Raw genomic sequence first — 26,183 nt, forward strand, 5'->3', positions numbered from 1 at the left:
CGCGCGCCGAAACGGGATTTCGCGGGGGCGGTCGCGGTGTTCGTCAGTGCTCCTCGGGTTCAGGGGTCAGCGCTGGGCGATCCGCTGCAGCAAGGGCAGCGCGCGCCGGACCGTTTCGAGTTCGTCCTCGGTCAGCTCGTCGGCCAGCGCGGAGGCGAGCCATTCGTCGCGGTGCTGCCGGATCCCGATGACGGTCTTGGCCCCGAGATCGGAGAGCGAAATCACGACGCGCCTGCCGTCGGCGGGGTCGCGCGTGCGGCTCAGATAGCCGAGCGTGTCGAGCACGCCGAGCGTCGCGGCCATGGACTGCTGCCGGACGTGCTCCGCGGCGGCCAGTTCGGCCTGGGTTCCGGGGCCTTCGCGATGCAGCCGGTTGAGCACCGCGGTCTGGGTCGGCGTGAGGATCTCGGCGTTGTCGACCTGCCGCAGCCTGCGGTGCAGCTGGCCGACCACGCCGCGGATCCAGCCGGCGGACTCGGCGACGCGCGGCGGGACGGACGGGTCTTCGGACATAAGCACAGTCTAGCCTGTTGAGTCCAGCCTGTGCATCCTCGGCCGACAGTCCCGCTCGGGACCACGGTGAAGCCTCGGGACCACCGTGAAAAGAGGCTGCCACCGCCGCCCTCTACCTCGGCGGTGGCAGCGCTTTCGAGGTCGCGTGGCGCCCGGAGGGCATGCCGGGCACGGAGGTCAGACGGCTGGTGACGGTGAAGAGCATCGCGGACGGCGCCGCGATCCTGAACGCCTAGAGCGGCTGGCTGCTGGCCGAGGCGGGAGAGCCGAGCCCGAGGATGTACCCGATCTTCTGGTCGTTCACCCCGATCGGCTGAACCTGGTGCACCACGATCGCCGCGGCGAGCAGCAGCACCAGGCCGACGATCGCGGCGATGCCGGGCCACCGGCTCGGCGCCGCGCCGCCGCGGCCGTACGCCGGGGCCGGGGCGCTGCGGCGTTCGCGCTTGCGCCGCTTCTTCAAGTCCTTCTTCGCGCCGAGCCACGCGTCCCGCTGGGCGTGCTTGCGCCACTCCGGGTCCATGAGGTCCGGATGGGTTTCCATCCGGTCGTCCGGATCCTCCGGCCGAGTCATCGGCGCACCGCCTTTCCCCCTGCGTAACCCCGCCGCGGCGGGTTCGTAGACTTGTCCATTGTGACCGAGAACGCTCCGCAGCAGAAAACCGACCTTCCGGGTGCCTGGGACCCGGCCGCCGAGGAAGCCCCGATGTACGACCGCTGGGTAGCCGCGGGCTATTTCACCGCGGACGCGGGGTCGGACAAGCCGCCGTTCTCGATCGTACTGCCGCCGCCGAACGTCACCGGCAGCCTGCACATGGGCCACGCGCTCAACCACACCCTGATGGACGCGATGAGCCGCCGGCGCCGGATGCAGGGCTACGAGGTGCTGTGGCTGCCGGGCATGGACCACGCGGGCATCGCGACGCAGAACGTCGTCGAACGCCAGCTGGCCGGCGAGGGCCTGTCGCGCCACGACCTGGGCCGCGAGAAGTTCGTCGAGCGCGTCTGGGAGTGGAAGGCCGAGTACGGCGGCAAGATCCTCGGCCAGATGAAGCGGCTCGGCGACGGCGTCGACTGGTCCCGCGAGCGCTTCACCATGGACGAGAACCTGTCCAAGGCCGTCCAGACTGTGTTCAAGAACTTCTACGACGCCGGCCTGATCTACCGCGCCGAGCGGATCATCAACTGGTGCCCGCGCTGCCAGACGGCGCTGTCGGACATCGAGGTCGACCACAGCGACGACGACGGCGAACTCGTCTCGATCCGCTACGGCGACGGCGACGCCTCGATCGTCGTGGCCACCACGCGCGCCGAGACGATGCTGGGCGACACCGCGGTGGCCGTGCACCCGGACGACGAGCGCTACGCGCACCTGGTCGGCACCGAGATCGAGCTGCCGCTGACCGGGCGGAAGATCCCGGTGGTCGCGGACCGGCACGTCGACCCGGAGTTCGGCACCGGCGCGGTCAAGGTGACCCCGGCGCACGACCCGAACGACTTCGAGATCGGCCGCCGCCACGACCTGCCGATGCTGACCGTGATGAACGAGCGCGCCGAGGTCACCGTGCCCGGTCCGTTCGAGGGCCTCGACCGGTTCGAGGCGCGGCCCGCGGTGGTCGCCGCGCTGCGCGAGCAGGGCCGGATCGTCGCGGAGAAGCGGCCGTACGTGCACGCGGTCGGGCACTGCTCCCGCTGCGACACGGTCGTCGAGCCGCGGCTGTCGCTGCAGTGGTGGGTCAAGGTCGCCGAGCTGGCCCAGGCCGCCGGCGACGCGGTGCGCGACGGGCGGACGAAGATCCACCCGGCCGAACTGGAGAAGCGGTACTTCGACTGGGTCGACAACATGCACGACTGGACGATTTCGCGCCAGCTGTGGTGGGGCCACCGGATCCCGGTCTGGTACGGGCCGGACGGCGAGGTCGTGTGCGTCGGTCCGGACGAGCAGCCGCCGTCGGGCGAGGGCTGGACGCAGGACCCGGACGTGCTCGACACGTGGTTCTCGTCCGGGCTGTGGCCGATGTCGACGATGGGCTGGCCGGGGGAGACCGCGGATCTGGCGAAGTTCTATCCGACCAGCGTGCTGTCCACCGGGTACGACATCCTGTTCTTCTGGGTCGTGCGGATGATGATGTTCGGCGTGCAGGAGATGGACGGGCGGCAGCCGTTCGACCACGTTTACCTGCACGGGCTGATTCGCGACGCCAACGGCAAGAAGATGTCCAAGTCGCGCGGGAACGTCATCGATCCGCTGGAGTGGATGGACGCTTACGGGGCGGACGCCACCCGGTTCACGCTCGCTCGCGGGGCCAATCCGGGGACGGACATGGCGCTGGCGGACGAGTGGGCCGCGGGGTCGCGGAATTTCTGCACGAAGCTGTGGAATGCCAGCAAGTTCGCGATGATGAACGGGGCGACCGTCGAGGGTTCGCTGCCGGACGCCGCGGAGCTGACCGAGTCGGATCGGTGGATTCTCGGGCGGCTCGCCGCGCTGGTGTCCGAAGTGGACGGGTTGTTCGAGGACTTCCAGTTCGCCAAGGTCGCCAATGCGCTGTATCAGTTCACCTGGAATGAGCTGTGTGACTGGTATTTGGAGCTGGCCAAGGTTCAGCTGTACCAAGGGGATTCCGCGCGGGTTGAGGCTACGCGGAAGGTGCTTGGGCATGTCCTGGACACCGTGCTGCGGCTGCTGCACCCGTTCGTTCCGTTTGTGACGGAGAAGTTGTGGACGGCGTTGACTGGCGGCGAGTCGTTGGTGATCGCGGCTTGGCCGTCGGCGGTCGAGGGGTATGCGGATCCGGTCGCGGACGCTCGGGTCGCTGATGTGCAGAAGCTGATTACCGAGATTCGGCGGTTCCGGGCTGATCAAGGGTTGAAGCCGGGGCAGAAGGTCGCTGCTCGGTTGTCGGGGGAGGCGTTCCCGGACGGGCATGCCGGTGCGATTCGGTCCTTGGTGCGGCTTACTGAGCCGGAGGACGGGTTCTCGGCCAGTGCTTCGCTGGAGGTCGCGCTGGCTGGCGGGGTCGTGACGGTGGAGTTGGATACTTCCGGGACCATCGACGTCGCTGCTGAGCGGAAGCGGTTGGAGAAGGACCTCGGGGCCGCGCGGAAGGAATTGGCGCAGACTGAGGGGAAATTGGGGAATGAGGCGTTTATCGCGAAGGCGCCGGAGCAGGTGATCGAGAAGATCAAGGTGCGGCGGGAGACCGCGGTGGCCGATATTGGGCGGATTGAGGCTCGGTTGGCTGCGTTGCCTGGGGCCTGAGGTCGGTTGGGCGGGGGGGCTCGTCGCCTGGCGGCGACATTGCGCCCGGGTGGTTTGAGGGGCACCCCGAAGCTGATTGTGACGACGGACGGCGGGTGCTTGTCAAGGCGGGAAAGATGCCTTGACAAGCACCCGCCGTCCGCGTTTTTGGCTTCGTATTGGGGTGCGGGGGTGGTGTGGGTGCCTGCCTGGGTTGGGTGCTCTGGCTGCGGTTCGCGGTCCCGGCGGGCGGTGAGCGGGGCGTCTGTGAGGGGAACCCTGAGGGAATCAGATTCCCTCAGGGTTCCCCTCACAGACGGCGGGAGCGGCGGGGTCAGCGGAGTTGTTGGCGGATTACTTTTGCTTCGCCTGCCATTCCTGCGTAGAACGGGTGGTAGGGGGCTGCGGCTAGCAGGTTCAGGTCTTTGCCGTTGATCCAGGCGACGCCTGGGCCTTGGCAGGCGTCGTGGCCGAAGGAGGGGGTGTAGGTGTCCACATAGGACGATTGGCCGTCGGCCGCGACCGCGTTGCTTACGGCGGAGTTCAGGGCCTGTTCGACGCTGGAGAGCCAGGCGTAGTCGCCGTTCGCGAAGGGCAGGACATCGGGGCAGTAGCCCGTCGCGGGGGCGATGCGCGGGTAGCCGATGGCGAGCACCCTGGCGTGGGGTGAGCGGGCGTGGATTCCGGCCAGTACCTGCTGGATGGCTGCTTGCGTCTTGGGCAGCAGCGCCTTGATCGTGTCTACGCCGTCGACCGTGAAGTGCTGCTGGCACGGGTTTCCGGTCGGGTCCGAGCCGCGCAGGGTCGGGCAGGTGTCTACCAGTTTGCCGAACAGGCCCGAATCGTTGCCGCCGATGCCGACGGTGACCAGGTCGGTGTCTGGGCGCAGGGCGGAGAACTGCGGGGCGTTCCGGCCTAGCGGCACGTTTTGCGGGTTGGTCATGTCGGACGTGTCCGCACCGCCGCAGCTGACGTCGGTGAAGCGGTCCACGTCCAGGGAATCAGCCACCATCGACGGGTAGTTGGACGTCGAGCGGAAGCAGCCGAACGGATCCAGCCGGGGCAGCGGGATGAGCGGCCCCGACGTGTACGAGTCGCCTAGGGCGACGTAGTGGCGGTAATGCCGGGGCGCGGCGCTCGCGGCCGCCGCCGTCGACAGAAGCAGTGCGGCCGCGGCGATTGCGGCCGGCACTATCCGGATGATGCGCATGCGAACCCCGTCCTCCCGAGCGGTACGACCCGCTTTACCTTTCGGCAACCGGGGCATGAGCGCTCTCCGCCGATCGGGTGGTCGGGGCGGGTTTTCACCCGGCTGCGGGGTGATCTGCGGGTTTCCGCCAGGTCAGCAGGTACCGCCAGAACACCAGCTGGCGGACGGTGCTGCCGGGGAGCAGGCGCGCGGCGTCCCGGCGGACGTCGTTCAGCGGCGGGAATTTCATGTGCACGGGAGCCTTGGCGATCGGGTCGGGACCGCCGTTGAGCTGGTCTCCGGCGAAGACGACCAGCCTGGCCAGTGCGTTCGCGGGGGCGGCGACGAACTCGCGGGCGAAGTCGCTCGGACGGCTCGGGCGGGCACAGCCGAGCACTGCGAGCACGCCGCCGGGGGCGAGAGCGTCGCGGAGTCTCGTGACGGTTTCGAACGGGACGTGGTGCAGGGACGCCAGGCAGGAGATGAACGCGTACGAATCGGGTTCCAGGGGTTCGGTGGTCACGTCCGCGCGGCGGTATTCCACAGTGCCCGGTCCTGGAGAACCGGCGGCGGTCGCTCGCGTGACCATTTCGTCCGAGGTGTCGATGCCTTCGACGGTCATCCCGGCGGCGGCGAGCCCGCGCGCGAACCGGCCTTCGCCGCAGCCGACGTCCAGGGCTCGGCCGGGGCCTGGCGGCAGGAGCCGGAGCAGTGTCGGGTGATAGTGATGGTTGTGGTCGAAGGGCATGGACCCGACCTTGCCACGGATCGTTGCGGGCGTGATCACGCCGAAGCCCCGGGGCCGCTGGGCGCGAGGCGGGCCCGGGTACGCTCGAGCATGTGCCGGGCCGAACCTTTCGCCTGGTCTTCCCGGTCGCGCGACCGCGCCGGGACAGCGACTTCGAGGAGTGCACGAGTGCCGCGCGGTGACGAGCCCGAGGAGACCCGGCGGCCGGATCTCGCCGATCCGGACAGTTTCGCGGGGGTCGACGAACTGGGCGCGCTCGCGCACAGCGACCCCTACGACACCGAGGACGATCCCGGTAACGAGCTGGAGCCGGACCTCGACGCGCCGGACGCGGCCTACGCCGCCGGCGGCGGTTCGCGCGGCGGGATCGGCGGCATCGGCCAGCTCGGCGACAACCTGGCGCTCGGCCCGGTTCCCGACCTGTACGCCGAAGAGGGCACCGAGCTGCACGAACTCGACGACGAGGGCGCGCCCGCCGAATTCGGCGACGAGAACGGCCCGGAGGCCCGCCGCGACCTGATGGCCGCCGAGGCCGAGCTGAACCAGCGCTGGCCGGAGACGAAGCTCGAACCGTCGCTCGCCCGGATCCAGGCGCTGATGACGCTGCTCGGCGAGCCGAACCAGGGCTACCCGGTGGTGCACGTCGCGGGGACCAACGGCAAGGGCTCGGTCGCCCGGATGGTCGATTCGCTGCTGACCCGCATGGGACTGCGCTCGGGCCGCTACACGAGCCCGCACCTGCAGCTCGTCACCGAGCGGATCGCGCTCGACGGCCGCCCGATCTCCGCCGCCCGGTACGCGCAGCTGTACCAGGACATCGCGCCGTACGTGGCGATGGTGGACGGTGCCAGCGAGGACGGCGTGCCGATGAGCAAGTTCGAGGTGCTCACCGGGATGGCGTTCGCGGCGTTCGCCGACGCCCCGGTCGAGGCCGCGGTGGTCGAGGCGGGCATGGGCGGCGCGTGGGACGCGACGAACGTGGCCGACGCGCAGGTCGCGGTCATCACGCCGATCGGGCTGGACCACACCGAATACCTGGGTCCGACCGCGGTCGACGCGGCCGCGGAGAAGGCCGGGATCATCAAGCCCGGTTCGGTCGCGGTGATCGGCGAGCAGGACCCCGAGGTGCTGAACGTCCTGCTGAAGCGCACGGTCGAGGTCGACGCCGCGGTGGCGCGCGCGGGCAGCGAGTTCGGCGTGCTCGAACGCGAGGTCGCGGTCGGCGGGCAAATGCTGAAGCTGCAGGGCCTCGGCGGCGTGTACGACGAGATCTTCCTGCCGCTGCACGGCGCGCACCAGGCGGCGAACGCGGCGCTCGCGCTGGCCGCGGTCGAGGCGTTTTTCGGGGCGGGCAAAGACAAACAGCTCGTGGTGGAGGCCGTGCGCGAGGCGTTCGCCGAGGTCGATAACCCCGGCCGGCTCGAACGCGTGCGGGCCGCCCCGGCGGTCATGGTCGACGCCGCGCACAACCCCATGGGCGCGCGGGCGCTCGCCGCGACGATCACCGACGAGTTCAACTTCCGCCGGCTCGTCGCGGTCGTCGGCGTGCTGTCCGACAAGGACGCGCGCGGCATCCTGGACGCGCTGGAGCCGGTGGTGTCCGACGTGGTCGTCACGCGCAGTTCGTCGCCGCGGTCGCTGCCGGTCGAGGACCTGGCCGAACTGGCCGCGTCGATCTTCGGCGAGGACCGCGTGCTCGCCGAACCGGACCTGGAGACCGCGATCGAGACCGCGATCGGCCTCGTGGAACAGAACGACGACCCGGAGGAACCGCTCGCGGGCGGCGGCGTGCTGGTGACCGGATCCGTGGTCACCGCGGGCGACGCGCGCACGCTGTTCGGGAAGGAGCCGGCGTGAGCGACGAGACGCCCGAGACCCCGGCGAAGCCGCCCGCGAAGGACCCGATGAAGGGCTTCCGCGGCGTCATGGCGGGCACGCTGATCATGGAAGCGATCACCGTCGCGCTGGCGCTGCCGGTGGTCGCCCATCTCGGCGGCGGCGTCACCAGCTTCACCGGCTGGACGGTGATCGCGCTGGCGGTGGTGCTGATCGTGCTGTGCGGGATGCTCAAGCACGTCTGGGCGGTGCCGGTGATCCTGCTGCTGCAGCTGGCGATCATCGCGATCGGGATCACCCAGCCCGCGATCGCGATCATCGGCATCATCTTCCTGGCCGCGTTCCTGTGGTTCCTGTGGCTGCGCCGGGATGTCGCGCGCCGGATGGCGGCGGGGACGCTGCCGAGCCAGCAGCAGCCGCAGGCTTAGCCGGTACACGCTGACGTCGAATCCGGCGGAGCCTCAGCCGCGCGGACACGAGCATTCCTGGCGTCTCGGACGCGGATTTCCGTCCCCGGCGGGGGGCCAGGACACGGCGGGCCAGGCGTGAAAGAGGAACCTTCTGGCTTTTTGCCCGATCACGCCCCCATGTCCGGAGCGGGATGGAACACTGTCCGACACGGCTGTTCCTGAGCGGCCGGAGCCGGTGAACCGTGGGGGGCCGATCGTGGCGGACGAGCAAGACCAGGAGCAGTCGCGAGCGGCGGCCGGGGCGGGTTCCTTCCCTGCAGAGCGCGCGGCTCGCGACGATTCCCGGATGGTGTCCGGCGAACGCGCGACGGATCTGGAACAGCGGCCTCGACGGGCGGTGACGCGGCGGCTGGACGATCCGCCCCGCGGGGCTCGCCTGGTCGGTGTCCGTCCCGGGATCGTCGTCGCGCTGCTCGTTGTCATCCTCCTGCTTCTCGTCGCCCTCGTGGTGTTGCTGGTCCTGAGGCCGGCCCGGCGGAGACCAGCACGGGCTCGGCCGGCAGCTCGTCGACGACCGCCGCGCCCACGTCCACCAGGTCTGTGCCCGCCCCGGCGTCGAGCAACGCCAGGCCGTCCAGCCCGGCGTCCTCCGCTGGCGCGCAGACCCTCGCACCGGCCGCCGCGCCGACCTGGAGCGGTCAGGTCGTGCTCGACGCCGGAGGCCTGGGCACCGGGCTCAGCATCGCCGAGCTCCCGCCCGCGAAAAGCCCGACGCGCGGCGACATCGCTCTCGGGCTGATGGACGACGAAACCAAAACCGACACGTTGACGCTGGAGAACGACACGCTCGCCGTCCGGCTGGACTCCTCCCGGAGCGCGCCGACCGCCGCGGACTGCCGTCACCTCATCGAGCACGACCGTTCGGGCGGCAGGCTGCAAGTGCACCTCTCCGACCGCGTCTGCTTCCAAAACCGGTACGGAGACATCGGCCTGCTCACCGTCAAGCAGCGGCACCCGGAGGGCGTCGGTTTCGGCATGCGGGTCGACCTGCAAGTCTGGCAGCACTCCTCGTAGGAGGCTCAGCGGCAGACGCTGACCTCGATCAGGTTCCGGTCCGGGTCGCGGAAGTACACGCTGCGGATCGGCCCCGTCGCACCGGTGCGGTCGACCGGCCCTTCCTCGATCGGCACGCCCTGCGCGACCAGGTCTTCCACGACCCGCTCCAGCGAATCGCTCGTGATCAGGCACAGATCCGCGCTGCCCGGCGTCGGCCGGTCCGCCTTGGGTTCGAACTCGTGCCCTGCCTCGTGCAGGTTGATCTTGCTGGCGCCGAACGTCAGCGCCTTGCGGCCCGCCCCGAACGTCACCTCGGTCATGCCGAGGACGCGGGTGTAGAAATCCACCGTCGCACCGAGGTCGGCGACGGTGAGGACGAGGTGGTCGAGCCGGTCGATGCGCATCGTTTCACCCTATTCCGATGTAACGGCCGGGCCGCCACGGCGACGGAGCAAGTGTGATCGTGGTGCGCGAGCTGAGCGTGGACAACTGGGCGGAGTGGCGCGACCTCCGGCTCGCGGCCCTGCGCGAGGACCCGGAGGCGTTCAGCTCGAAACTTGAGGACTGGCAAGGCGAAGGCGACGCCGAACCGCGCTGGCGGGCCCGGCTGCGCGACGTGTCGCTCAACGTCCTCGCCGACCTCGACGGCGTTCCGGCCGGGATGGTCAGCGGACAGCTTTCCGAGCGCGGCGACACAGCCGAGCTGATGTCGATGTGGGTCGCTCCCTCGGCGCGCGGCAGGGGAGTCGGGGACGCACTCGTCCGAGCCGTGGTGCGCTGGAGCGAGGGGCGCGGGGCGGGCGAGCTGGCGTTGAGCGTCGCGGGCGGCAACGAGTACGCGCTGGCCTTGTACGAACGGCACGGGTTCGTGGCGCGTCCGGCAAAGGAAGGCCCGTGCGAGTACGAGATGGTTCGGGAAGCGCACCGAGCGTGACGACCGGCTGTGAGCTTCCTCCTGACGAGTGAGCCGTTCACCCGGCGGTCAGCCTGAGTTGGCCGCTTGGCCGTGGTCGCCGGATAGAACGACCGCCATGACCGAAACGACCCCCTCGCGGCGCTCCGTGCTCAAAGCCGGAATCGCCGTGCCCGCGCTCGCCGCGGCAGGCGGGCTGCTGCTGCCCGGCTCCGCCTCGGCCGCCCCGCTCGTCCGCCGCGACCGTCCGGTGCTCGCCCACGGCGTCGCGTCCGGGGACGTGACCACCGGCTCCGGCATCGTGTGGTCGCGGGCCGACCGTCCGGCGCGGCTGATGGTCGAGGTCGCGCGCGACCCGTCGTTCCGGCACGCCCGCCGGGTGCCCGGCCCGTTCGTCACGCCCGCCACCGGCGGCACCGGCAAGGTGCGCGTCGCCGGACTGGCCCCGGGCACCGAGTACCACTACCGCGTCACCGCGGTGGACCTCGACGGCCGCGGCGCGAGCGAGCCGGTCGCCGGCCGGTTCGCCACGGCGCCCATCGGCCGCGCGAACACCCGGATCCTGTGGAGCGGCGACGTCGTCGGCCAGAACTACGGCATCAACCCGGCGCTCGGCGGCATGACGATCTTCTCCGCGATGGCCGACCGCCGTCCGGACCTCTTCCTGCACAGCGGCGACACGGTGTACGCCGACGGCCCGCTCACCGAAACCGTCACGCTCCCCGGCGGGGGCGGCACCTGGCACAACATCGTGACGCCGGAGAAGTCGAAGGTCGCCGAAACCCTCGACGAATACCGCGGCCAGCACGCCTACAACCGGCTGGACGCCAATTTCCGCCGGTTCTCCGCGGAAGTGCCCGCCTGTGTCCAGTGGGACGATCATGAAGTAGTCAATAACTGGTACCCGGGCGAAATCCTCAACGACCGCCCCGAATACACCGAGAAGCGGGCCGATGTCCTAGCCCAGCGCGCGTTCCAGGCGTTCCACGAATGGCATCCGATCGACCGCCGCCAGGCCGTCGACGGCCGCGTGTACCGGAACTTCCGCTACGGCAGCCGGGTCGAGGTGTTCGTCCTCGACATGCGCACCTACCGCGACGCCAACACCTCGGACCAGACCAAGCCCGGCCACATCCTCGGCGAGGCGCAGGCCCGCTGGCTGGCCGACGCGCTCCGGCGCAGCACCGCGACGTGGAAGATCGTCCAGGCGGACATGCCGATCGGCCTCGTCGTGCCGGACGGCAAGGACATCGAGGCGGTCGCCAACGGCCTGCCCGGCGCGCCCGGCGGCCGCGAGACCGAACTGGCCTGGGTGCTGAAGCAGATCTCGCGCGATCGCGTGCGGAATGTCGTCTGGCTGACCGCCGACGTGCACTACACCGCCGCGCACCACTATTCGCCCGAGCGCGCCGCGTTCCAGGACTTCGACCCGTTCTGGGAATTCGTGTCCGGCCCGCTCAACGCCGGAGCCTTCGGACCGAACAAACTCGACCCGACGTTCGGTCCGGAAGCGGTGTTCGTGCACGCCCCGCAGACGCAGAATTCCTCGCCGGTGCAAGGGTTCCAGCACTTCGGGGAGTTGAATGTGGACGGTGCCAGCGGAGCGCTGACGGTCGATCTGCGCGACGCCACCGGGGCTTCGCTGTGGTCGAAGACGCTTCAGCCGCAGCGTCGCTGACCGGCCCGGCCAGTGCGTCGGATAGGCTCGGCACCCGAATAACACGAATCCGCACAAGGAGAAATACCGTCGTGACTGAACGCACGCTGGTCCTCGTCAAGCCCGATGGCGTCGCGCGCGGCCTCGTCGGCGAGGTCGTTTCGCGCATCGAGCGCAAGGGCCTGAAGCTGGCCGCGCTGGAACTGCGCACTGTCGAGCGCTCCGTCGCCGAGGAGCACTACGCGGAGCACAAGGAGCGCCCGTTCTTCGGCGACCTGCTGGAGTTCATCACGTCCGGCCCGCTCGTCGCGCTGGCCGTCGAGGGCCCGCGCGCGATCGCCGCGTTCCGCCAGCTGGCCGGCGGCACCGACCCGGTCGAGAAGGCCACCCCGGGCACCCTGCGCGGCGACTTCGCGCTGGAGACCCAGTACAACCTGGTGCACGGTTCGGACTCGCCGGAGTCGGCCGAGCGCGAGCTGAAGCTGTGGTTCCCGGACCTGTGATCCGGAGCTGAACCTCGCGAACGCCGGGCAGGGACTTCGGTTCCGGCCCGGCGTTCGTGTTTCTAGACCCCGGCGCCGCCGTCGACGCGCAGGACGGCGCCGGTCACGTAAGACGCCCGGTCGCTCAGCAGCCACGCCGCGGCTTCGGCGATTTCGGCGGGCTCGGCCGCGCGGCCGAGGGGAGTGGCCTCGACGAGCCGGTCGAGCACTCCCGGCGATTCCGCCTCCCACTGCCGGATCATCTCGGTCATCGTCGTGCCGGGCGCGATCGCGTTGACCCGGATCCCCGCTGGTCCGTAGGTGACCGCCGCCGATTCGGTGAGACTGTTCAGCGCCCGTTTCGCGGCGCCGTAAGCGGGCAGAGCTGGATTCGCGCGGAAGCTGCCGACGCTGGAGGTGTTCACGATGGCCCCACCGGCGCGCATCGCCTTCACTTCGGCCGCCATCGCCAGCCACGGTCCGCGCAGATTCACCTGGTAGACGCGGTCGAGCTCGTCCGGCCGCACCTGGTCCAACGGGCCCGGCGGCGTAGCGGTCGCACCGTTGTTGAACGCGAGGTCCAGTCGTCCGTGCAGCTCCAGCACCCGGTCGATCGCGGCCTGAACGCTGGCTGGGTCGGCGAGATCGCATCGCACGTAGTCCGCGACGCCGCCGTCCGCGCGCACTTGTTCGGCGACCGCCCGCAGCTGAGTTTCGGTCCGTGCGGCCAGGACCACCTTCGCGCCTTCCCTGGCGAACAACCGGGCCGCCGCCGCGCCGATTCCGCGCCCGGCGCCAGTGAGGAACGCGATCTTGCCGTCGAGCAGGTGGTTCGTTCGTGTTTCGGTCATGGCTTCGATCGTTCTTCGGCTGAGAGGCGGCAACCAGGCATCGGGGGTACCTGGCTGAGCCCGCCCGGAGTGCGCAGACTGGGCAGGTGGACCGAACGGAACTGGCGGGTTTCCTGCGCAGCAGGCGCGAACGCATCGCCCCGGCCGACGTAGGCATTCCGATGGGCAGGCGACGCCGTACGCCCGGGCTGCGGCGCGAGGAAGTCGCGCGGCTGGCGTTCATCTCGGTCGAGTACTACACGCGGCTCGAACAGGCCCGCGGCCCGAACCCGTCGAACGAGGTGCTGGCCGGGCTGACCCGTGCGTTGCGGCTGTCCGACGTCGAACGCGACCATCTCCACGAACTCGCCGGGGCGCCGCGGCCTCCGCGCGGCCCGTCGCGGGAGGTCCGGCAAACCATCCTCGATCTGCTGGACCGGTTGCCGCAGACGGCCGGGGTCGTGTTCTCCGCGACCTACGAGGTGCTCGCCTGGAATCCGCTCGCCGCCGCGTTGCTGGAGGATTTCTCCGCGTTGTCCCGCGAGGAGCGCAGCTTGCCGCGCCGCGTCTTCCTCTCGCGCGGCCGAGGGCGCTTGTACGGCCTGGTGGAAGCCGAGGCGTTCGCCCGCGCGATGGCCAGCCGGCTGCGGGTGACTGCGGCGAAGTACCCGGATGACCCGGAGGTTCGCGCCCTGGTGGCGGACTTGCTCGCGGGTAGCCAGAGGTTCGCTGCGCTGTGGGCGTCGCACGACGTGGTGGCCGCATCGACGTTCAGCAAGACGTTCGAGCATCCGGTCGTCGGGACCGTGCCGGTGGACTGCGACGTGCTCGGCATTTCCGACCGGGACCAGGAGGTCGTGCTGTACACCGCCGCCCCGGGCTCGCCGGGCGAGGAAGCGCTGCGGTTATTGTCGGTGCTCGGAACCCAGCGAATCGGTTAACCTCCACCGGTGACTGCTCTGCCGCTGCCGCCGCGCGACTATCTGCCGCACCTCCGCTCGCTCACCGACGCGTTCGCCGCGGAGGCCGCGGGCGACCTCGACAATCCGGTCCCGTACTGCGGCGACTGGACCAAGCGCGACCTCGTCACGCATCTGGGCAACGTGCACCGGTGGGCCGCCGACATCATCCGCACGGGCGAGTTGAGCAAGCAGGAATTCGACGTCTCGCCGAGCGGCGACCTCGCGCCTTGGTACGCCGAGAGCGCGGCCGAACTGCTGGAAGCGCTCGAAGCGGCCGATCCCGCCGACGCGTGCTGGGTTTTCGGTGCCGCACCGAAGGTGAAAGGGTTCTGGTTCCGCCGCCAGGTGCACGAAACAGCCGTGCATCTGGTCGACCTGTTCGGCGCGGGCGGCGGGGCGGCGCAGCTTGATCCGCTGATCGCCACCGACGGCGTCTACGAGGTTTTCGACACGATGCTGCCTCGCGTCTCGCGCTGGAAGCACGAGGTCCCGCTGGCCGCGCCGATCACCTTGCGCGCCACCGACACCGGACACGCGTGGACCGTCGTGCCCGGCGAGCCGCCCGAGCTGGGCGAGGGCGAAGCGGTGGCCACCGTCGCGGCGCCCGCGCGGGATTTGCTGTTGCTGTTGTGGAATCGCACCGACGCCCAGCCGGAGATCGCTGGCGAGGAAGCCGTCGCGAAGGCGTTCCTCGCCGCGCGCATGACCCCCTGAGCGGATAATCCCGCGCCATTCAGGTCCCGTTCACCGCAGGGACTTCCGGCGGTCGCGCCGATGGATTTGGCTGACCTGAGCCATTTTCGCGATCGTGGGGTACCTGGTGAAAAGATCAAGATCCGTGGCGCTCAGCGCCCTGCTGGCGCTCTCGCTGGCCACACCGGCGCATGCCGACCCGCTTTCCGCTCCGCTCGGCTCGCCGCCGGTCGAGAGCGCGTCCGCCTTCTCTTCCGCCCGGGAGGCTCCGGCGGTCGCCGCGGCGCCTGCCGCCGACGACGGTCTCGAGACCAGCAGTGCGACCAACGCGGTGGCACCTGGTCTGAACCTCACCCAATTCGACCGCTTCGACCCGAAGGGCTGGATCCGCGGCGACGCGCTGAGCGTCGACCTCACCAGCAAGGTCCTGAAGCCGACCTACCTCAGCCCGGGCACCGTTTCCGCGCGCACCCCGCTGTCCCAGCAGGTCGCTCGCGCCGGTGCGGTCGCGGGCGTCAACGGAGATTTCTTCGACATCAACGCCTCCGGCGCGCCGCTCGGTGTCGGCATCGACAAGGGCGAGCTGCACAACGCGCCCGCGTCCGGTCACAACACCACCGCGGCGATCACCGACCAGGGCCGTGCGAAGCTCGCCGACATCTTCCTCGAAGCGTCGGTCACGCTGCCGGACGGCCGCGCTGTCCCCGCCACGAACTTCAACAGCCCGGTGCTCGCGAAGGACGCTCTCGGCGTCTACACGCCGCTCTGGGGCGCTTCGGCGCGCGCGACGTCGGTTGCCGGTGCGCAGCGCGTCGCCGAGGTCGAGGTCCGCGACGGGGTCGTGACGCAGGTGCGTCCGCAGCCCGCGGATGGGCCGATTCCGGCTGGCAGCACGCTGCTGCTCGGTCGTGAAGCCGGTGCGGACACGTTGTCGGCGCTGAAGATTGGTGACCGCGTCGGCGTTTCGTACGCGCCGCGGACCGACGCGGGCAAGATCGCGGTCGCAGTCGGCGGGAACAAGACGTTGCTGAAGGACGGACAGCTCCAGCAACTCGACGATGTCACTCTTGCACCGCGTACCGGCGTCGGTTTTTCCGCTGACGGCAAGCGGATGTGGCTCGTCACAGTCGACGGTCGTCAAGCCGACAGCCGCGGGATGACCGAGCTGGAAATGGCCCGGCAGCTGAAGCGGCTCGGTGCCGACGACGCGATCAACCTCGACGGCGGCGGCTCCTCGACTTTGCTCGCGCGTGGCGAAGGAGAAGCCGCGCCGTTGGTGCGGAACTCGCCTTCGGACGGCGGGGAACGCTTGGTGCCCAACGGCATCGGCGTCGCGACCGTCCCCGGCAGCGGACGGCTGACCGGCTTCGTGCCCGCCCCCGCGCAGGAGGGCGACAACTCGACCCGCGTGCTGTCCGGCCTGAGCCGCGCGATCGTGCCGAACGGACACGACGAGACCGGTGCGGCAGTGGCTTCCCGGCCGTTCTGGACCACGTCGAACCCGTTCCGCGGCACCGTCACGAAGAACGTCTTCACCGCGCAGCCCGATTTCCTGCACCCGGACGCGCGAGCCGACGTCACTGTCACCGCGCACCAGAACTTCGTGAACGGCCGCACGAAGCTGACTGTGCTGGGCAAGCCGGTCCGGCTCGGCGCGAGCACGAAGCAGGTCGCGCTTTCCGGTGCCGACGCGCGCGGCGAGTTCCAGGTCTATGGCTACGACGCGGACGGTTACGGCACCTGGATCGAACCGTCGGACGTGAAGCTGGAATACGACCCCGCCGTGGTGAAGATCGAGCCGTCGGGCAAGGGTTTCGCGGTCACCGCGAAGACCGCGTCCGGGGCCACCGCGATCACCGTGCACGCAGGCGGGAAAACCATGCACCTGGCGGCGTCGGTCGGAACCGAAGCTAAGGTCGCGGCTCCGCTGGCCGGTCCGGAGGGCTGGTCCGCCACCGTGTACCCGGCGGTCGTCGGCGCGGCGCTGTCGGCGGCGGACGGACGCAACGGCGGCAAGGGCCTGGCGCTCGACTACCGGCTCACCGGCACCACCGCCACCCGCGCCGCGTATGTCAACGCCGCCAACCCGATCCCGGTTCCGGCGGGCACGCAGAAGATCGGCATGTGGATCAACGGCGACGGCAAGGGAGCCTGGATCCGCGCGGAACTCCGCGACGGTGCCAACACTTCGTCCATTGTGGACATTTCGCTGAGCGTCAACTGGACCGGCTGGCGATACGTGACCGCCGCGGTGCCCGCCGGACTGCCGGACGGACAGCGCTTCACCAAGTTCTACGCGGTGGAAACCGCGGCAGGCAAGCAATACGAGGGCAAGCTGGTCTTCAACGACCTCACCTTCGAGGTCGCGCCGACCACGCCCGTGCCGCACGATCCGGCCGTCCCGGACCCGGCGCTCGTCACCAACGGCACGCTCGGCAAGGGCGGCCTGAAGATCGCCGTCGTCAGCGACGCCCAGTTCACCGCCGACGCCCCGGACGGCCCGCTCGTCGCCCAGGCCCGCCGGGCGCTGCGCGAGGCTGTCGCCGCGAAACCGGACCTCGTCCTGCTCAACGGCGACTTCGTGGACCGCGGCACCGCGCCGGACTTCGTCCTGGCCCGCAAGATCATCACCGAAGAGCTGGACGGCCGCGTCCCCTGGTACTACGTCCCCGGCAACCACGAAGCCGAGGGCGGCGACGGCCTGAAGAACTTCCAGGCCGCGTTCGGGGAAACGCACCGCGTGGTCGACGTGCACGGCGTGCGGCTGATCCTGATGGATTCCTCGCGCGGCTCGCTGCGCGCCGGTGGGTTCGACCAGGTCCGCATGATGCGCGAGGCGCTCGACAATGCCGCGCAGGACCGTTCGGTGCGCGGCGTGGTCGTCGCGATGCACCACCCGGTGAAGGACCCGAGCCCGACTGGCAATTCGCAGCTGGGCGACCGGAAGGAGGCCGCGCTGTTGCAGACGTGGCTGACCGGTTTCGAGGAGAAGTCCGGCAAACCGGCGGCTTCGCTGGCTTCGCACGCGGGCGTGTTCGGCCTGTCGCGCACGGATGGCGTGCCGTATCTGGTGAACGGCAACTCGGGCAAGACCCCGGCCGCGGCTCCCGGCGCCGGCGGTTTCGTCGGCTGGACCCTGGTGCAGGTCGACCCCGCGGACCGCGGCCAGCCGGTGCGCTTCGAGACGCGCCCGAACGTCGACGCGCTGACGGTGACCGGCCCGGGCACTCTGCCGTGGGGCGGGACCGGGAAGGTGACCGCCGCGGTGACACAGGAGGGCCGCTCGGTTCCGGTGGCGTACCCGGTAAGCGCGGCGTGGGGCGGTCGCGGGGTGCACATCGGCAGCTGGCCGCCTGCCCCGTGGGACGTGGTGTCGCTCGATCCGGCGACCGGGACGGTGCGGGGGCTGCGCCCGGGAACGGCGGAGATCTCGGTGACGGTGAACGGGGTGACCCGTTCGGCGCCGGTGACGGTGCGCTGAGTTTCCTGGGGGAACGGGCGCGGCGTTGCGGAGGTCTGTGAGGGGAACCCTGGGGGAATCAGATTCCCCCAGGGTTCCCCTCACAGACAGTTCTGGCCCGCGGATCCACCCGGATGCCGTACCCCGCCCCCGGGGAAACCGGTCGAGAATTGTCGGTCCCTCCCTCTACTGTCGTTCCTCGTGGGAGAGTCGGCGACGGAACCAGCGCTCGTGCAAGCGAAGGCGCTGGTCAAACGGTTCGGAGAATTCGAGGCAGTCCGGGGCATCGACGTCGAGGTGCGGCCGGGGGAGGCGTTCGGCTTCCTCGGGCCCAACGGCGCCGGGAAGTCGTCGACGATGCGGATGATCGCGTGCGTGTCCCCGCGCAGCGAAGGCGATCTGCGCGTCCTCGGCATGGACCCGGACGTCGACGGGCCGCGGATCCGCGCGCGCCTGGGCGTAGTGCCGCAGGAGGACAACCTCGACGTGGAGCTGACCGTCCGGCAGAACCTCCACGTCTACGGCCGCTACTTCGGCCTTTCCCGCGCCCACGTGCGGCGCAAAGCCGTGGAGCTGATGGAGTTCGCGCAGCTGTCCGACCGCGCCGAGAAACCGGTCGACTCCCTGTCCGGCGGCATGAAACGGCGGCTCACCATCGCCCGGTCCCTGGTCAACGACCCCGAACTGCTGCTGCTCGACGAACCGACCACCGGCCTCGACCCGCAGGCGCGGCATCTGTTGTGGGACCGGCTTTTCCGGCTCAAAGCCCGCGGCACCACGCTGATCGTCGCCACCCATTACATGGACGAAGCGGAACAACTCTGCGACCGGCTGGTCGTCATGGACGGCGGGCGGATCGCCGCGGAGGGCTCGCCCGCCGACCTGATCGCCCGGCATTCCACCCGCGAGGTCGTCGAGCTGCGGTTCGCGCCGGGGGAGCAGCAGAACGCGGCGGACCGGCTCGAGGGGCTGGCCGAACGCGTCGAGGTCCTCCCGGACCGGGTGCTGCTCTACACGATGACCGGCGAGGCCACCCTGGAGCGCGCCCACGAGCGCGGCCTGCGCCCGCTGTCGAGCCTGGTGCGGCGCAGTTCCCTGGAGGACGTGTTCCTCCGCCTCACCGGCCGGACGTTGGTGGACTGATGACCGCTCCCGCCACCGGCCGCGTCGTCGGCCGGTTCCACGGCGCCTGGCTGCGCGTCGAGGGCTACTGGACCTGGTACCGCAGGCATTGGCTCAGCACGCTCTACTCCACCGGCCTGCAACCGGTGCTGTTCCTCGCCGCGATGGGGCTCGGCTTCGGCTCGCAGGTCAAAGCGGGCCCGGCGACCGGCGGCGTGTCGTATCTGGCGTACGTCGCGCCGGCGCTGCTCGTGGCCGGTGCGGCGCAGCAGGGTGTCAGCGAGTCGAGCTATCCGGTGCTCAGCGGATTCAAATGGCAGAAGGACTATCTGGCGGTCACCGCGACGCCGGTGTCGCCGGGACAGGTCCTCGGCGGGCACCAGATCTGGACGATTCTGCGGCTCGCCCTCTCCGGCGCGGTCTACGCGCTCGTCGCGTGGGCGTTCGGCGCGTGGGACAACGCGGGGGCGCTGCTGGTGATCCTCGTCGGCGTCCTCACCGGGCTCGCCTGCGGATCGCTGCTCGCCGCGCTGGCGGCGTGGACCTTCGACGAGGGACAGCGGTTCGGGCTGATCTTCCGGTTCGTCGTCATCCCGATGACCCTGTTCTCCGGCACGTTCTTCCCGATCGCCCAGCTGCCGCTGTACCTGCGCTGGCTCGCCTGGATTTCCCCGCTGTGGCACGGCACCGAGCTGTCCCGCGCCGCCACGCTCGGCGGGCGCGAGCTGCTCCCGGTGCTCGGGCACCTCGCGTATCTGGCGGTGCTGGTCGCGATCGGCTGGGCGATCGCGCACCGCGGCTTCTACCGACGGCTGGTGGCGTGATGACCGACCTGCGGAACGCACCGATTCTCCCGCAGCGGCGCGGAATTCTGCTCCGCGTGCTGCCCGCGGGCATGTACAGCGGCCGCGCGACCGCGCTGATCGAACGCGCCCTCACCGTCTACGGACGGTCGTGGACGATCCTCGTCTCCGGCGCGCTCGAGCCGTTGTTCTACCTGCTGGCCTTCCAGGTCGGCTTCGGCAAGCTGGTCACCACCGTGCCCGGGCCGGACGGGCAGCCGATGAGCTACGTCGCGTTCGTCGCGCCCGCGCTGCTGGCGTCGTCGGCGATGAACGGCGCGGTCTTCGAGTGCACGTACAACCTGTTCTTCAAACTGCGCTACGCCAAGACGTACGACGCGATGCTGGCCACCCCGGTCGGGCCGCTCGACGTCGCGCTCGGCGAAATCGCGTGGGCGATGATGCGCGGCGGCCTCTACTCGGTCGCGTTCCTGGCGGTCACCGGAGTCATGGGGCTGCTCACGTCGTGGTGGGCGCTGCTGCTCCTGCCCGCCGCGCTGCTCGTGTCGTTCGCGTTCGCCGCTATCAGCATCACGCTGGTCAGCTTCCTGAAGTCGACGTCCCAGTTCGACTACATCCAGCTCGTCCTGATGCCGATGTTCCTGTTCTCCACCACGTTCTTCCCGATCACGGTCTACCCGGAGGCGCTGCAGTGGCTGGTCCGCTGCTTCCCGCTGTACCACGGGATCGAGCTGATGCGCGGGCTCTCCACCGGCATCTTCTCCTGGAGCGTGCTCGGCAACCTGGCGTACCTGCTGGCGCTCGCCGTGATCGGGATCTGGGGCGCGACAAGGAGGATCGCGAAACTGCTGCTGACCTGAGAACGAGGCGACCGGCACGGTCAGCGGGCCGGGCTGGGGCCGCCGGTCTGCGCGGGAGCCACCGCGGAGAGGGCGTCGACGAGCCCGTGGCCGTAGAAGCCGTTGTATCCGTCGTAACCGGAGCAGTAGGCGTCCTGGACGCCGTCGCCGGTCAGGTCGTAATCGTCCGGGCACGGCATCGGCGTCGCGCGGGAGTCGAGCGCGCGGCGCAGCTCGGCGGCCGACCACGTGGGATGCACCGACTTGAGCAACGCCAGCACGCCGGCGACGTGCGGCGCGGCCATCGATGTCCCGCACATCGGTGCGTACCCGCCCGGGACGGCCGAGACCACGCACCGGTCGTCGTCGCCGCCCGGGGCAGTGACATCAACCACACCGAGCCCGTAGGAGCTGTAGCCGGACTTCACTCGGTCCGGGCTGATCGCCGACGCCGTCACCACGTCCCGCAGCCCGGCTGGCAGCGCTTCGCACTTGCCGGCGGCGGACGGCGAACCCGAACGGGCCGACGGCGTGAGGTCGACCGCCTCGTTGGTAGCGGCGGCGACGTTCAGCGTGCCCTGCGAGGTCGCGTACTCCACCGCCCGCGCCAGCACCTCGTGCACCACGCCGCGGTCGTTGCCGCGCACGCAGGACAGGGACCACGGGTTCACGAACCAGCTGCTGTTGGCGATCGGCAGATGCCGCGCCGCCGACCACATGATCCCGCAGACCGCCGCCTCGGGATCGGCGTAGCCGCGGTCGTCGATGACCTTCACCGACGCGATCCGCACGCCCGGCGCGACGCCGGTGACGCCCTTGCCGTCGTCGGCCGCGGCGATGATGCCCGCGACGTGCGTGCCGTGCGCCGAGGTCGTCGGCTGCCACGCGGCCGGGCGCGGGTCCGGGACGCCGGTGAGACAGCCCGCCGAATCGTCCGGGTCCATCGCGGCGGCGAGGTCGGGGTGCAACGGGTCGACGCCGGAGTCCAGCACGCCGACGACCACAGAGCGGCTGCCGCCGGTCACCTGGTGCGCGGCCGGGGCGCCGATCAGGTTCATGTCCCACTGCTGCGAGGACAGGTCCGCGGCCGGGACGCGCGCCGGGTCGCTGAGCGGGAGCTCGGCTCGCGCGGGCTGCGCGGCGGCTCCCGGTTGTTCGTTGGCCGTCCGGGTGGCCTGCGCGCTGAACGTCCGCTCCGGGCCGAGGCGGTCCGCGAACCCCCGATCGGATGACGTGACGACCGCCACGGAAATCTGCGGGTAGTAGCCGGCGACCTGCCCGCAGGCCGCGCTCGCCTGCCGGCGGGCGGAAGATTCCGGGGTTCCGCGGTCGAACGCGACGACGTAGCGCACCGCCCGGCCGCCGGGGGCGCATCCGGGACCCGCGACGGCGGCGGGGGAGACCGCGGCGCATCCGGCGAGGACCAGGAGGGAGCACACGGCCGCCCGCAGCGGCCGCGCCAGCACAGACACCGGACCTCCCACCGTGCGCGGGGCTATGCCGGGCGCCCGCGCGAGCGCCCGAGCCCGCACGCTAACCACCCCGGGCCCGGCGCGACAAGCGAAGCGCGGAAGTTCGCCCGGGTGCATGATCGCGGCACGCCCGGGCGCCTGCCGCGGGACACCGACTACACCGGGTGTCCCCCCGGGTGTGGGATACTCGCGTTGGCCGCTGCGCCGACGGGCATCCCGCCCGCGTCGTGAGCGGCCCGGAGGAGTGCCGGACCGGCACCACGCGCGTCGCCCCCGGGAGGCCGGGCCAAGGTCGATGTCGTGGCGGGTGGCCCGGGGGTCGCGAGCAGGCCGGCACCCCGCCGAGCAGACACAGGAACCGAGCGGCCGCCGACCCGGCGGACCGCACGGCTGCCAGCAGGATTCCCGCCGCTGGTCACCACCACGGCGGGCACGGAACAGAAAGGGCCCCTGCGCGGCCGCGTCAGCACCGGTGCGAACCGGCTGACGCGCCCGGGGGCGGAGGAGACATATGTCGAACGCGGACACACCCGCCGATCAGACCGGCGGGAATACCGTCGCACCCACGACCAGCAGGCTGGGAGAGCTGCCGCCGCGCATCCGCGTGCACGCGCTGGCCAAGCTGCTCGGCCTGAGCAGCCGCGACCTGCTCGGCAAGCTCGCCGAGCTGGGGGAGAGCCCCCGCAGCGCCCAGTCGAGCGTGACCAAGGAGGTCGCGCACCGCGTGGCGGTGATCCTCGACGCGGAGACCGCCGCCGAGTCCGGCGGCACCGCCCAGGACGCCGCGCCGAAGTCCGCCGCCGACGCGGCCGGGCAGCACGCGACCGCTGACGCCGCCCAGGAAGCCACCGCCGCGGCCGTCGCCGAAAGCGACACCGCCGAGCAGACCAGTGCGGAAGCCTCGGACGGCGCGGGCACCCAGCCCGACGCTGCTCCGGCAGCCGCCCCTCAGGACGCTGCCGCCGCCGGAGCTGCTCAGGGTGCCGCTTCGACCGGAGCCGCTCAGGACGCCGCCTCCGCCGGAACTGCCGCTTCGGAGCCCGCCCCGGCCCAGGGCTCCGCTGCCGAGCAGGACGCTTCCCCGGAAGCCGCCGCCCCGGCGAGCCGGTCGGCCCAGCCCTTCTCCGCCGCCGAGGCGTCCGAGGCCCCCGCGGAAACCGGCCAGGAAGCCGCTGAGCAGGAAAGCGAGAAGCCCGCCCGCAGCCGCACCCGTCGCGCCCGCCGGGCCGTCGCGCCCGCGATCCCGGCCGGACAGCAGGAAACCGAGCAGGCCACCCCGGCCCGCGGCCCCGTGCACGTGCCGGTCTTCGCCGCGCCCTCTCCGGTCTTCCTGCCGCCCGAGCCCGCGCAGCAGACGCGCACCAAGCCCGAGCCGGTGTTCGGCGTCGGCGAGGCTCCCGCGCAGGCCGAGCGCACTGAGCGCACTGAGCGTCCCGGCCGTTCCGAGCGCGCCGCCGACACCGCCGAGGAGGAAACCTCCGACGAGGCCCGCGACGAGCGTTCCGACGAGGACGACGATGCGAACAGCCGTCGCCGTCGCCGGCGCGGCCGCCGCGGTCGCGGCCGGGGCAAGGGCGGCGACGAGGCCCAGTCCGAGAACGAGGACGAGACCTCCGAAGAGCAGCCGGCCAAGGACGCGAAAGACTCCAAGGACAGCAAAGACTCCAAGGACAAGACCGAGAAGCCGGACGAGGCGGGCGAAGCCGAAGCGGAGTCCGACGACGACGCCGACTCCGAGAGCGGAACCAAGCGCCGCCGCCGTCGCCGCCGTCGCAAGGGCGGGGACGACGACGGGGCCGAGGCCACCGGCGGAGACGACCCGCCGAACACCGTCACGCACGTCCGCCAGGCCAAGGCCGCCGAGACCGAGCGCCCGGCGCGCGACGAGGTGCGCAGCGTCCGCGGCTCCACGCGGCTGGAGGCCAAGCGCCAGCGCCGCCGCGACGGCCGCGAGGCGGGCCGCCGCCGCGCCCCGATCCTGTCCGAGGCCGAGTTCCTCGCCCGCCGCGAATCGGTCGAGCGCGCCATGGTCGTCTCCGAGAAGGGCGATTCCACGCAGATCGCCGTGCTCGAGGACGGCGTGCTGGTCGAGCACTTCCTGACGTCGTCGAGCACCGGCTCGATCGTCGGCAACGTCTACCTCGGGCGCGTCCAGAACGTGCTGCCCAGCATGGAAGCCGCGTTCATCGACATCGGCCGCGGCCGCAACGCCGTGCTCTACGCCGGCGAGGTCGACTGGGATTCGGCCGGGCTGGAGGGCAAGGCGCGCAAGATCGAGCAGGCGCTCTCCACCGGCGACAGCGTCCTGGTGCAGGTCACCAAGGATCCGGTCGGGCACAAGGGCGCCCGGCTGACCACGCAGATCTCGCTGCCCGGCCGCTTCCTCGTCTACGTCCCCGCGGGCGGGGCCACCGGCATCTCCCGCAAGCTGCCGGAGAACGAGCGCCGCAGGCTCAAGGACATCCTCAAGCGGATCGTCCCGGAGGACGCGGGCGTCATCATCCGCACCGCGTCGGAGGGCATCGGCGAGGAGGAGCTGGGCCGCGACGTCGACCGCCTCAAGGCGCAGTGGGATGTCATCAAGGAGAAGGCCGCCGCCGCTTCCGGCAAGAAGGGCAGCGCGCCGACCATGCTCTACGAAGAGCCGGACCTGCTGGTCAAGGTCGTGCGCGATCTCTTCACCGAGGACTTCGCCACGCTCGAGATCCAGGGCAACCGGCCGTGGGACACCATCAACGACTACGTCCGGCACGTCGCGCCCGACCTGGCCGACCGGCTCAAGCGCTACACCGGCACCGGCGACGTGTTCGCCGACCACCGGATCGACGAGCAGATCACGAAGGCGCTCGACCGCAAGGTCTGGCTGCCCTCGGGCGGCTACCTGGTCATCGACCGCACCGAGGCGATGACCGTCATCGACGTCAACACCGGCAAGTTCACCGGCTCGGGCGGCAACCTCGAGGAGACGGTGACCCGCAACAACCTGGAGTCGGCGGAGGAGATCGTCCGCCAGCTGCGGCTGCGGGACATCGGCGGCATCATCGTCATCGACTTCATCGACATGGTGCTCGAGTCCAACCGCGAACTGGTGCTGCGCCGGCTCACCGAATGCCTCGGCCGCGACCGCACGCGCCACCAGGTGGCCGAGGTCACGTCGCTGGGCCTGGTGCAGATGACGCGCAAGAAGATCGGCACCGGGCTGATCGAGGCGTTCTCCACGCCGTGCGAGCACTGCAAGGGCCGCGGCGTCGTCGTGTCCACCGAACTGCAGCGCACCGCGGGCGGCGGCAACGGGAACGGGCACAACGGCAACAACGGCCACAGCCACGGCGGCGACACCAAGAGTTCCCGGCGCTCCCGCGGCCGCGGCAAGGGCGAGGAACAGCAGCAGCACGAGCCCAAGCCGGAGCAGGTCGCCCCGGCGGCGACTCCGGTGCAGCGCGAGTCCGTGGTGTCGGCGGTGCAGGCCATGGCCAACGCGTCCAAGGCGAAGCACGAGCACCACGGTCCGGAAGGCTCGGCGGACACCGCCGAGGCGAAGGAGCCGGATGCGGTCAAGCCGTCCGAGCAGGACACTGTGACCGAGAATTCCGGGAAGGCCGAGAACAAGACGGAGGCCCCGGCTGCCGTCGAGCAAGCGAAACAGCCGGAGCCCGCGGTCAGCCAGGCCGCGCCGGAGCCGGAAATCAAGCAGCCCGAGGCCGCCGAGGCGGACGCGGGAGAAGAACCCGAGGTCGACGTTCCGGCCCCGGCCGTGCGGAGCACCCGGCGCCGTCCGCGCCGTGCCGCTTCGCGTCCGGCGGGGCCTCCGGTGAAGGCTTCGGACCAGAGTTGATCCACCGCGGGTACCCCGGGTGCAGCAGTGCCCGGGGCCTCCCGTAACCTGTAGTACGGCTCATCGCAAGCATGAGTTGCTGCGCGAGCACCTGGACCGTCTTCGGGCGGGCCGGCCGCGCC

Annotated in this window: 21 protein-coding genes; 14 read left to right on the top strand and 7 right to left on the bottom strand. The window is 70.9% G+C overall.

All coding sequences use genetic code 11. The features are described 5' to 3' along the window. Positions 1-66 precede the first annotated feature (66 nt). Positions 67-513 carry a MarR family winged helix-turn-helix transcriptional regulator gene (locus ACZ7SW_RS34240; RefSeq protein WP_470234508.1) on the bottom strand — a complete coding sequence of 149 codons (447 nt, stop codon included), beginning with the start codon at positions 511-513 and terminating at the stop codon, positions 67-69. 232 nt (positions 514-745) lie between these two features. After that, on the bottom strand, positions 746-1,087 hold the full coding sequence (locus ACZ7SW_RS34245) for a hypothetical protein (protein ID WP_470234509.1): 342 nt from the start codon (positions 1,085-1,087) through the stop codon (positions 746-748). Between the two features lie 60 nt (positions 1,088-1,147). Between ACZ7SW_RS34245 and ACZ7SW_RS34250 the strand changes: the two genes are divergently transcribed. Further along, positions 1,148-3,775: a valine--tRNA ligase gene (locus ACZ7SW_RS34250; RefSeq protein WP_470234510.1), complete on the top strand. Its 2,628-nt coding sequence runs from the start codon at positions 1,148-1,150 to the stop codon at positions 3,773-3,775. 313 nt (positions 3,776-4,088) lie between these two features. Here ACZ7SW_RS34250 and ACZ7SW_RS34255 read toward each other — a convergent pair whose 3' ends face one another. Together ACZ7SW_RS34255 and ACZ7SW_RS34260 are read right to left on the bottom strand one after the other, a co-directional pair. Continuing rightward, positions 4,089-4,964, bottom strand: coding sequence for an SGNH/GDSL hydrolase family protein (locus ACZ7SW_RS34255; RefSeq protein ID WP_470234511.1), 876 nt, complete (start codon positions 4,962-4,964; stop codon positions 4,089-4,091). A 94-nt stretch (positions 4,965-5,058) separates the two neighbouring features. After that, positions 5,059-5,691, bottom strand: coding sequence for a class I SAM-dependent methyltransferase (locus ACZ7SW_RS34260; RefSeq protein WP_470234512.1), 633 nt, complete (start codon positions 5,689-5,691; stop codon positions 5,059-5,061). A gap of 168 nt (positions 5,692-5,859) precedes the next feature. On the opposite strand from ACZ7SW_RS34260, the gene folC reads away from it, so the two are divergent. From folC to ACZ7SW_RS34275, 3 genes are all read left to right on the top strand, one after another. Further along, complete coding sequence (gene folC, locus ACZ7SW_RS34265; RefSeq protein ID WP_470234513.1) at positions 5,860-7,548, top strand: bifunctional tetrahydrofolate synthase/dihydrofolate synthase; 1,689 nt, start codon at positions 5,860-5,862, stop codon at positions 7,546-7,548. Then, positions 7,545-7,955, top strand: a complete 411-nt coding sequence (locus ACZ7SW_RS34270) for a DUF4233 domain-containing protein (protein WP_470234514.1) — start codon at positions 7,545-7,547, stop codon at positions 7,953-7,955. The genes folC and ACZ7SW_RS34270 overlap by 4 nt, the downstream gene beginning before the upstream one ends. Positions 7,956-8,537: 582 nt before the next feature. Then, positions 8,538-9,011 (top strand): hypothetical protein, encoded by a 474-nt coding sequence (locus ACZ7SW_RS34275; protein ID WP_470234515.1) that lies wholly within the window; start codon positions 8,538-8,540, stop codon positions 9,009-9,011. Positions 9,012-9,016: 5 nt separating this feature from the next. On the opposite strand, the gene ACZ7SW_RS34280 is transcribed toward ACZ7SW_RS34275, so the two are convergent. Beyond that, positions 9,017-9,397 (bottom strand): VOC family protein, encoded by a 381-nt coding sequence (locus ACZ7SW_RS34280; RefSeq protein WP_470234516.1) that lies wholly within the window; start codon positions 9,395-9,397, stop codon positions 9,017-9,019. Positions 9,398-9,450: 53 nt separating this feature from the next. On the opposite strand from ACZ7SW_RS34280, the gene ACZ7SW_RS34285 reads away from it, so the two are divergent. The 3 genes from ACZ7SW_RS34285 (at position 9,451) to ndk (ending at position 12,066) form a co-directional block, all read left to right on the top strand. Beyond that, the gene (locus ACZ7SW_RS34285; protein ID WP_470234517.1) at positions 9,451-9,927 is read left to right on the top strand and encodes a GNAT family N-acetyltransferase; all 477 of its coding nucleotides are present in this window, start codon (positions 9,451-9,453) and stop codon (positions 9,925-9,927) included. 97 nt (positions 9,928-10,024) lie between these two features. After that, on the top strand, positions 10,025-11,584 hold the full coding sequence (locus ACZ7SW_RS34290) for an alkaline phosphatase D family protein (RefSeq protein WP_470234518.1): 1,560 nt from the start codon (positions 10,025-10,027) through the stop codon (positions 11,582-11,584). Between the two features lie 71 nt (positions 11,585-11,655). Beyond that, positions 11,656-12,066 (top strand): nucleoside-diphosphate kinase, encoded by a 411-nt coding sequence (ndk, locus tag ACZ7SW_RS34295; protein WP_020660996.1) that lies wholly within the window; start codon positions 11,656-11,658, stop codon positions 12,064-12,066. 62 nt (positions 12,067-12,128) lie between these two features. On the opposite strand, the gene ACZ7SW_RS34300 is transcribed toward ndk, so the two are convergent. Further along, positions 12,129-12,896, bottom strand: a complete 768-nt coding sequence (locus ACZ7SW_RS34300; protein WP_470234519.1) for an SDR family NAD(P)-dependent oxidoreductase — start codon at positions 12,894-12,896, stop codon at positions 12,129-12,131. An 86-nt stretch (positions 12,897-12,982) separates the two neighbouring features. On the opposite strand from ACZ7SW_RS34300, the gene ACZ7SW_RS34305 reads away from it, so the two are divergent. The 6 genes from ACZ7SW_RS34305 (at position 12,983) to ACZ7SW_RS34330 (ending at position 20,775) form a co-directional block, all read left to right on the top strand. After that, positions 12,983-13,816, top strand: coding sequence for a helix-turn-helix transcriptional regulator (locus ACZ7SW_RS34305; RefSeq protein WP_470234520.1), 834 nt, complete (start codon positions 12,983-12,985; stop codon positions 13,814-13,816). Positions 13,817-13,825: 9 nt separating this feature from the next. After that, positions 13,826-14,551 carry a maleylpyruvate isomerase family mycothiol-dependent enzyme gene (locus ACZ7SW_RS34310; RefSeq protein ID WP_470234521.1) on the top strand — a complete coding sequence of 242 codons (726 nt, stop codon included), beginning with the start codon at positions 13,826-13,828 and terminating at the stop codon, positions 14,549-14,551. 124 nt (positions 14,552-14,675) lie between these two features. Next, positions 14,676-18,011, top strand: a complete 3,336-nt coding sequence (locus ACZ7SW_RS34315; RefSeq protein ID WP_470234522.1) for a phosphodiester glycosidase family protein — start codon at positions 14,676-14,678, stop codon at positions 18,009-18,011. A gap of 180 nt (positions 18,012-18,191) precedes the next feature. After that, on the top strand, positions 18,192-19,133 hold the full coding sequence (locus ACZ7SW_RS34320; RefSeq protein ID WP_470234523.1) for an ABC transporter ATP-binding protein: 942 nt from the start codon (positions 18,192-18,194) through the stop codon (positions 19,131-19,133). Next, the gene (locus tag ACZ7SW_RS34325) at positions 19,133-19,936 is read left to right on the top strand and encodes an ABC transporter permease (protein ID WP_470234524.1); all 804 of its coding nucleotides are present in this window, start codon (positions 19,133-19,135) and stop codon (positions 19,934-19,936) included. The genes ACZ7SW_RS34320 and ACZ7SW_RS34325 overlap by 1 nt, the downstream gene beginning before the upstream one ends. Then, positions 19,936-20,775, top strand: coding sequence for an ABC transporter permease (locus tag ACZ7SW_RS34330; RefSeq protein WP_470234525.1), 840 nt, complete (start codon positions 19,936-19,938; stop codon positions 20,773-20,775). Before ACZ7SW_RS34325 ends, ACZ7SW_RS34330 begins: the two co-directional genes overlap by 1 nt. A 20-nt stretch (positions 20,776-20,795) precedes the next feature. Here ACZ7SW_RS34330 and ACZ7SW_RS34335 read toward each other — a convergent pair whose 3' ends face one another. Beyond that, positions 20,796-22,226 (bottom strand): S8 family peptidase, encoded by a 1,431-nt coding sequence (locus tag ACZ7SW_RS34335; protein ID WP_470234526.1) that lies wholly within the window; start codon positions 22,224-22,226, stop codon positions 20,796-20,798. 511 nt (positions 22,227-22,737) lie between these two features. On the opposite strand from ACZ7SW_RS34335, the gene ACZ7SW_RS34340 reads away from it, so the two are divergent. Then, positions 22,738-26,061 carry a translation initiation factor IF-2 N-terminal domain-containing protein gene (locus ACZ7SW_RS34340; protein WP_470234527.1) on the top strand — a complete coding sequence of 1,108 codons (3,324 nt, stop codon included), beginning with the start codon at positions 22,738-22,740 and terminating at the stop codon, positions 26,059-26,061. Positions 26,062-26,183 lie beyond the last annotated feature (122 nt).

Source organism: Amycolatopsis sp. NPDC114484 (assembly GCF_055633755.1).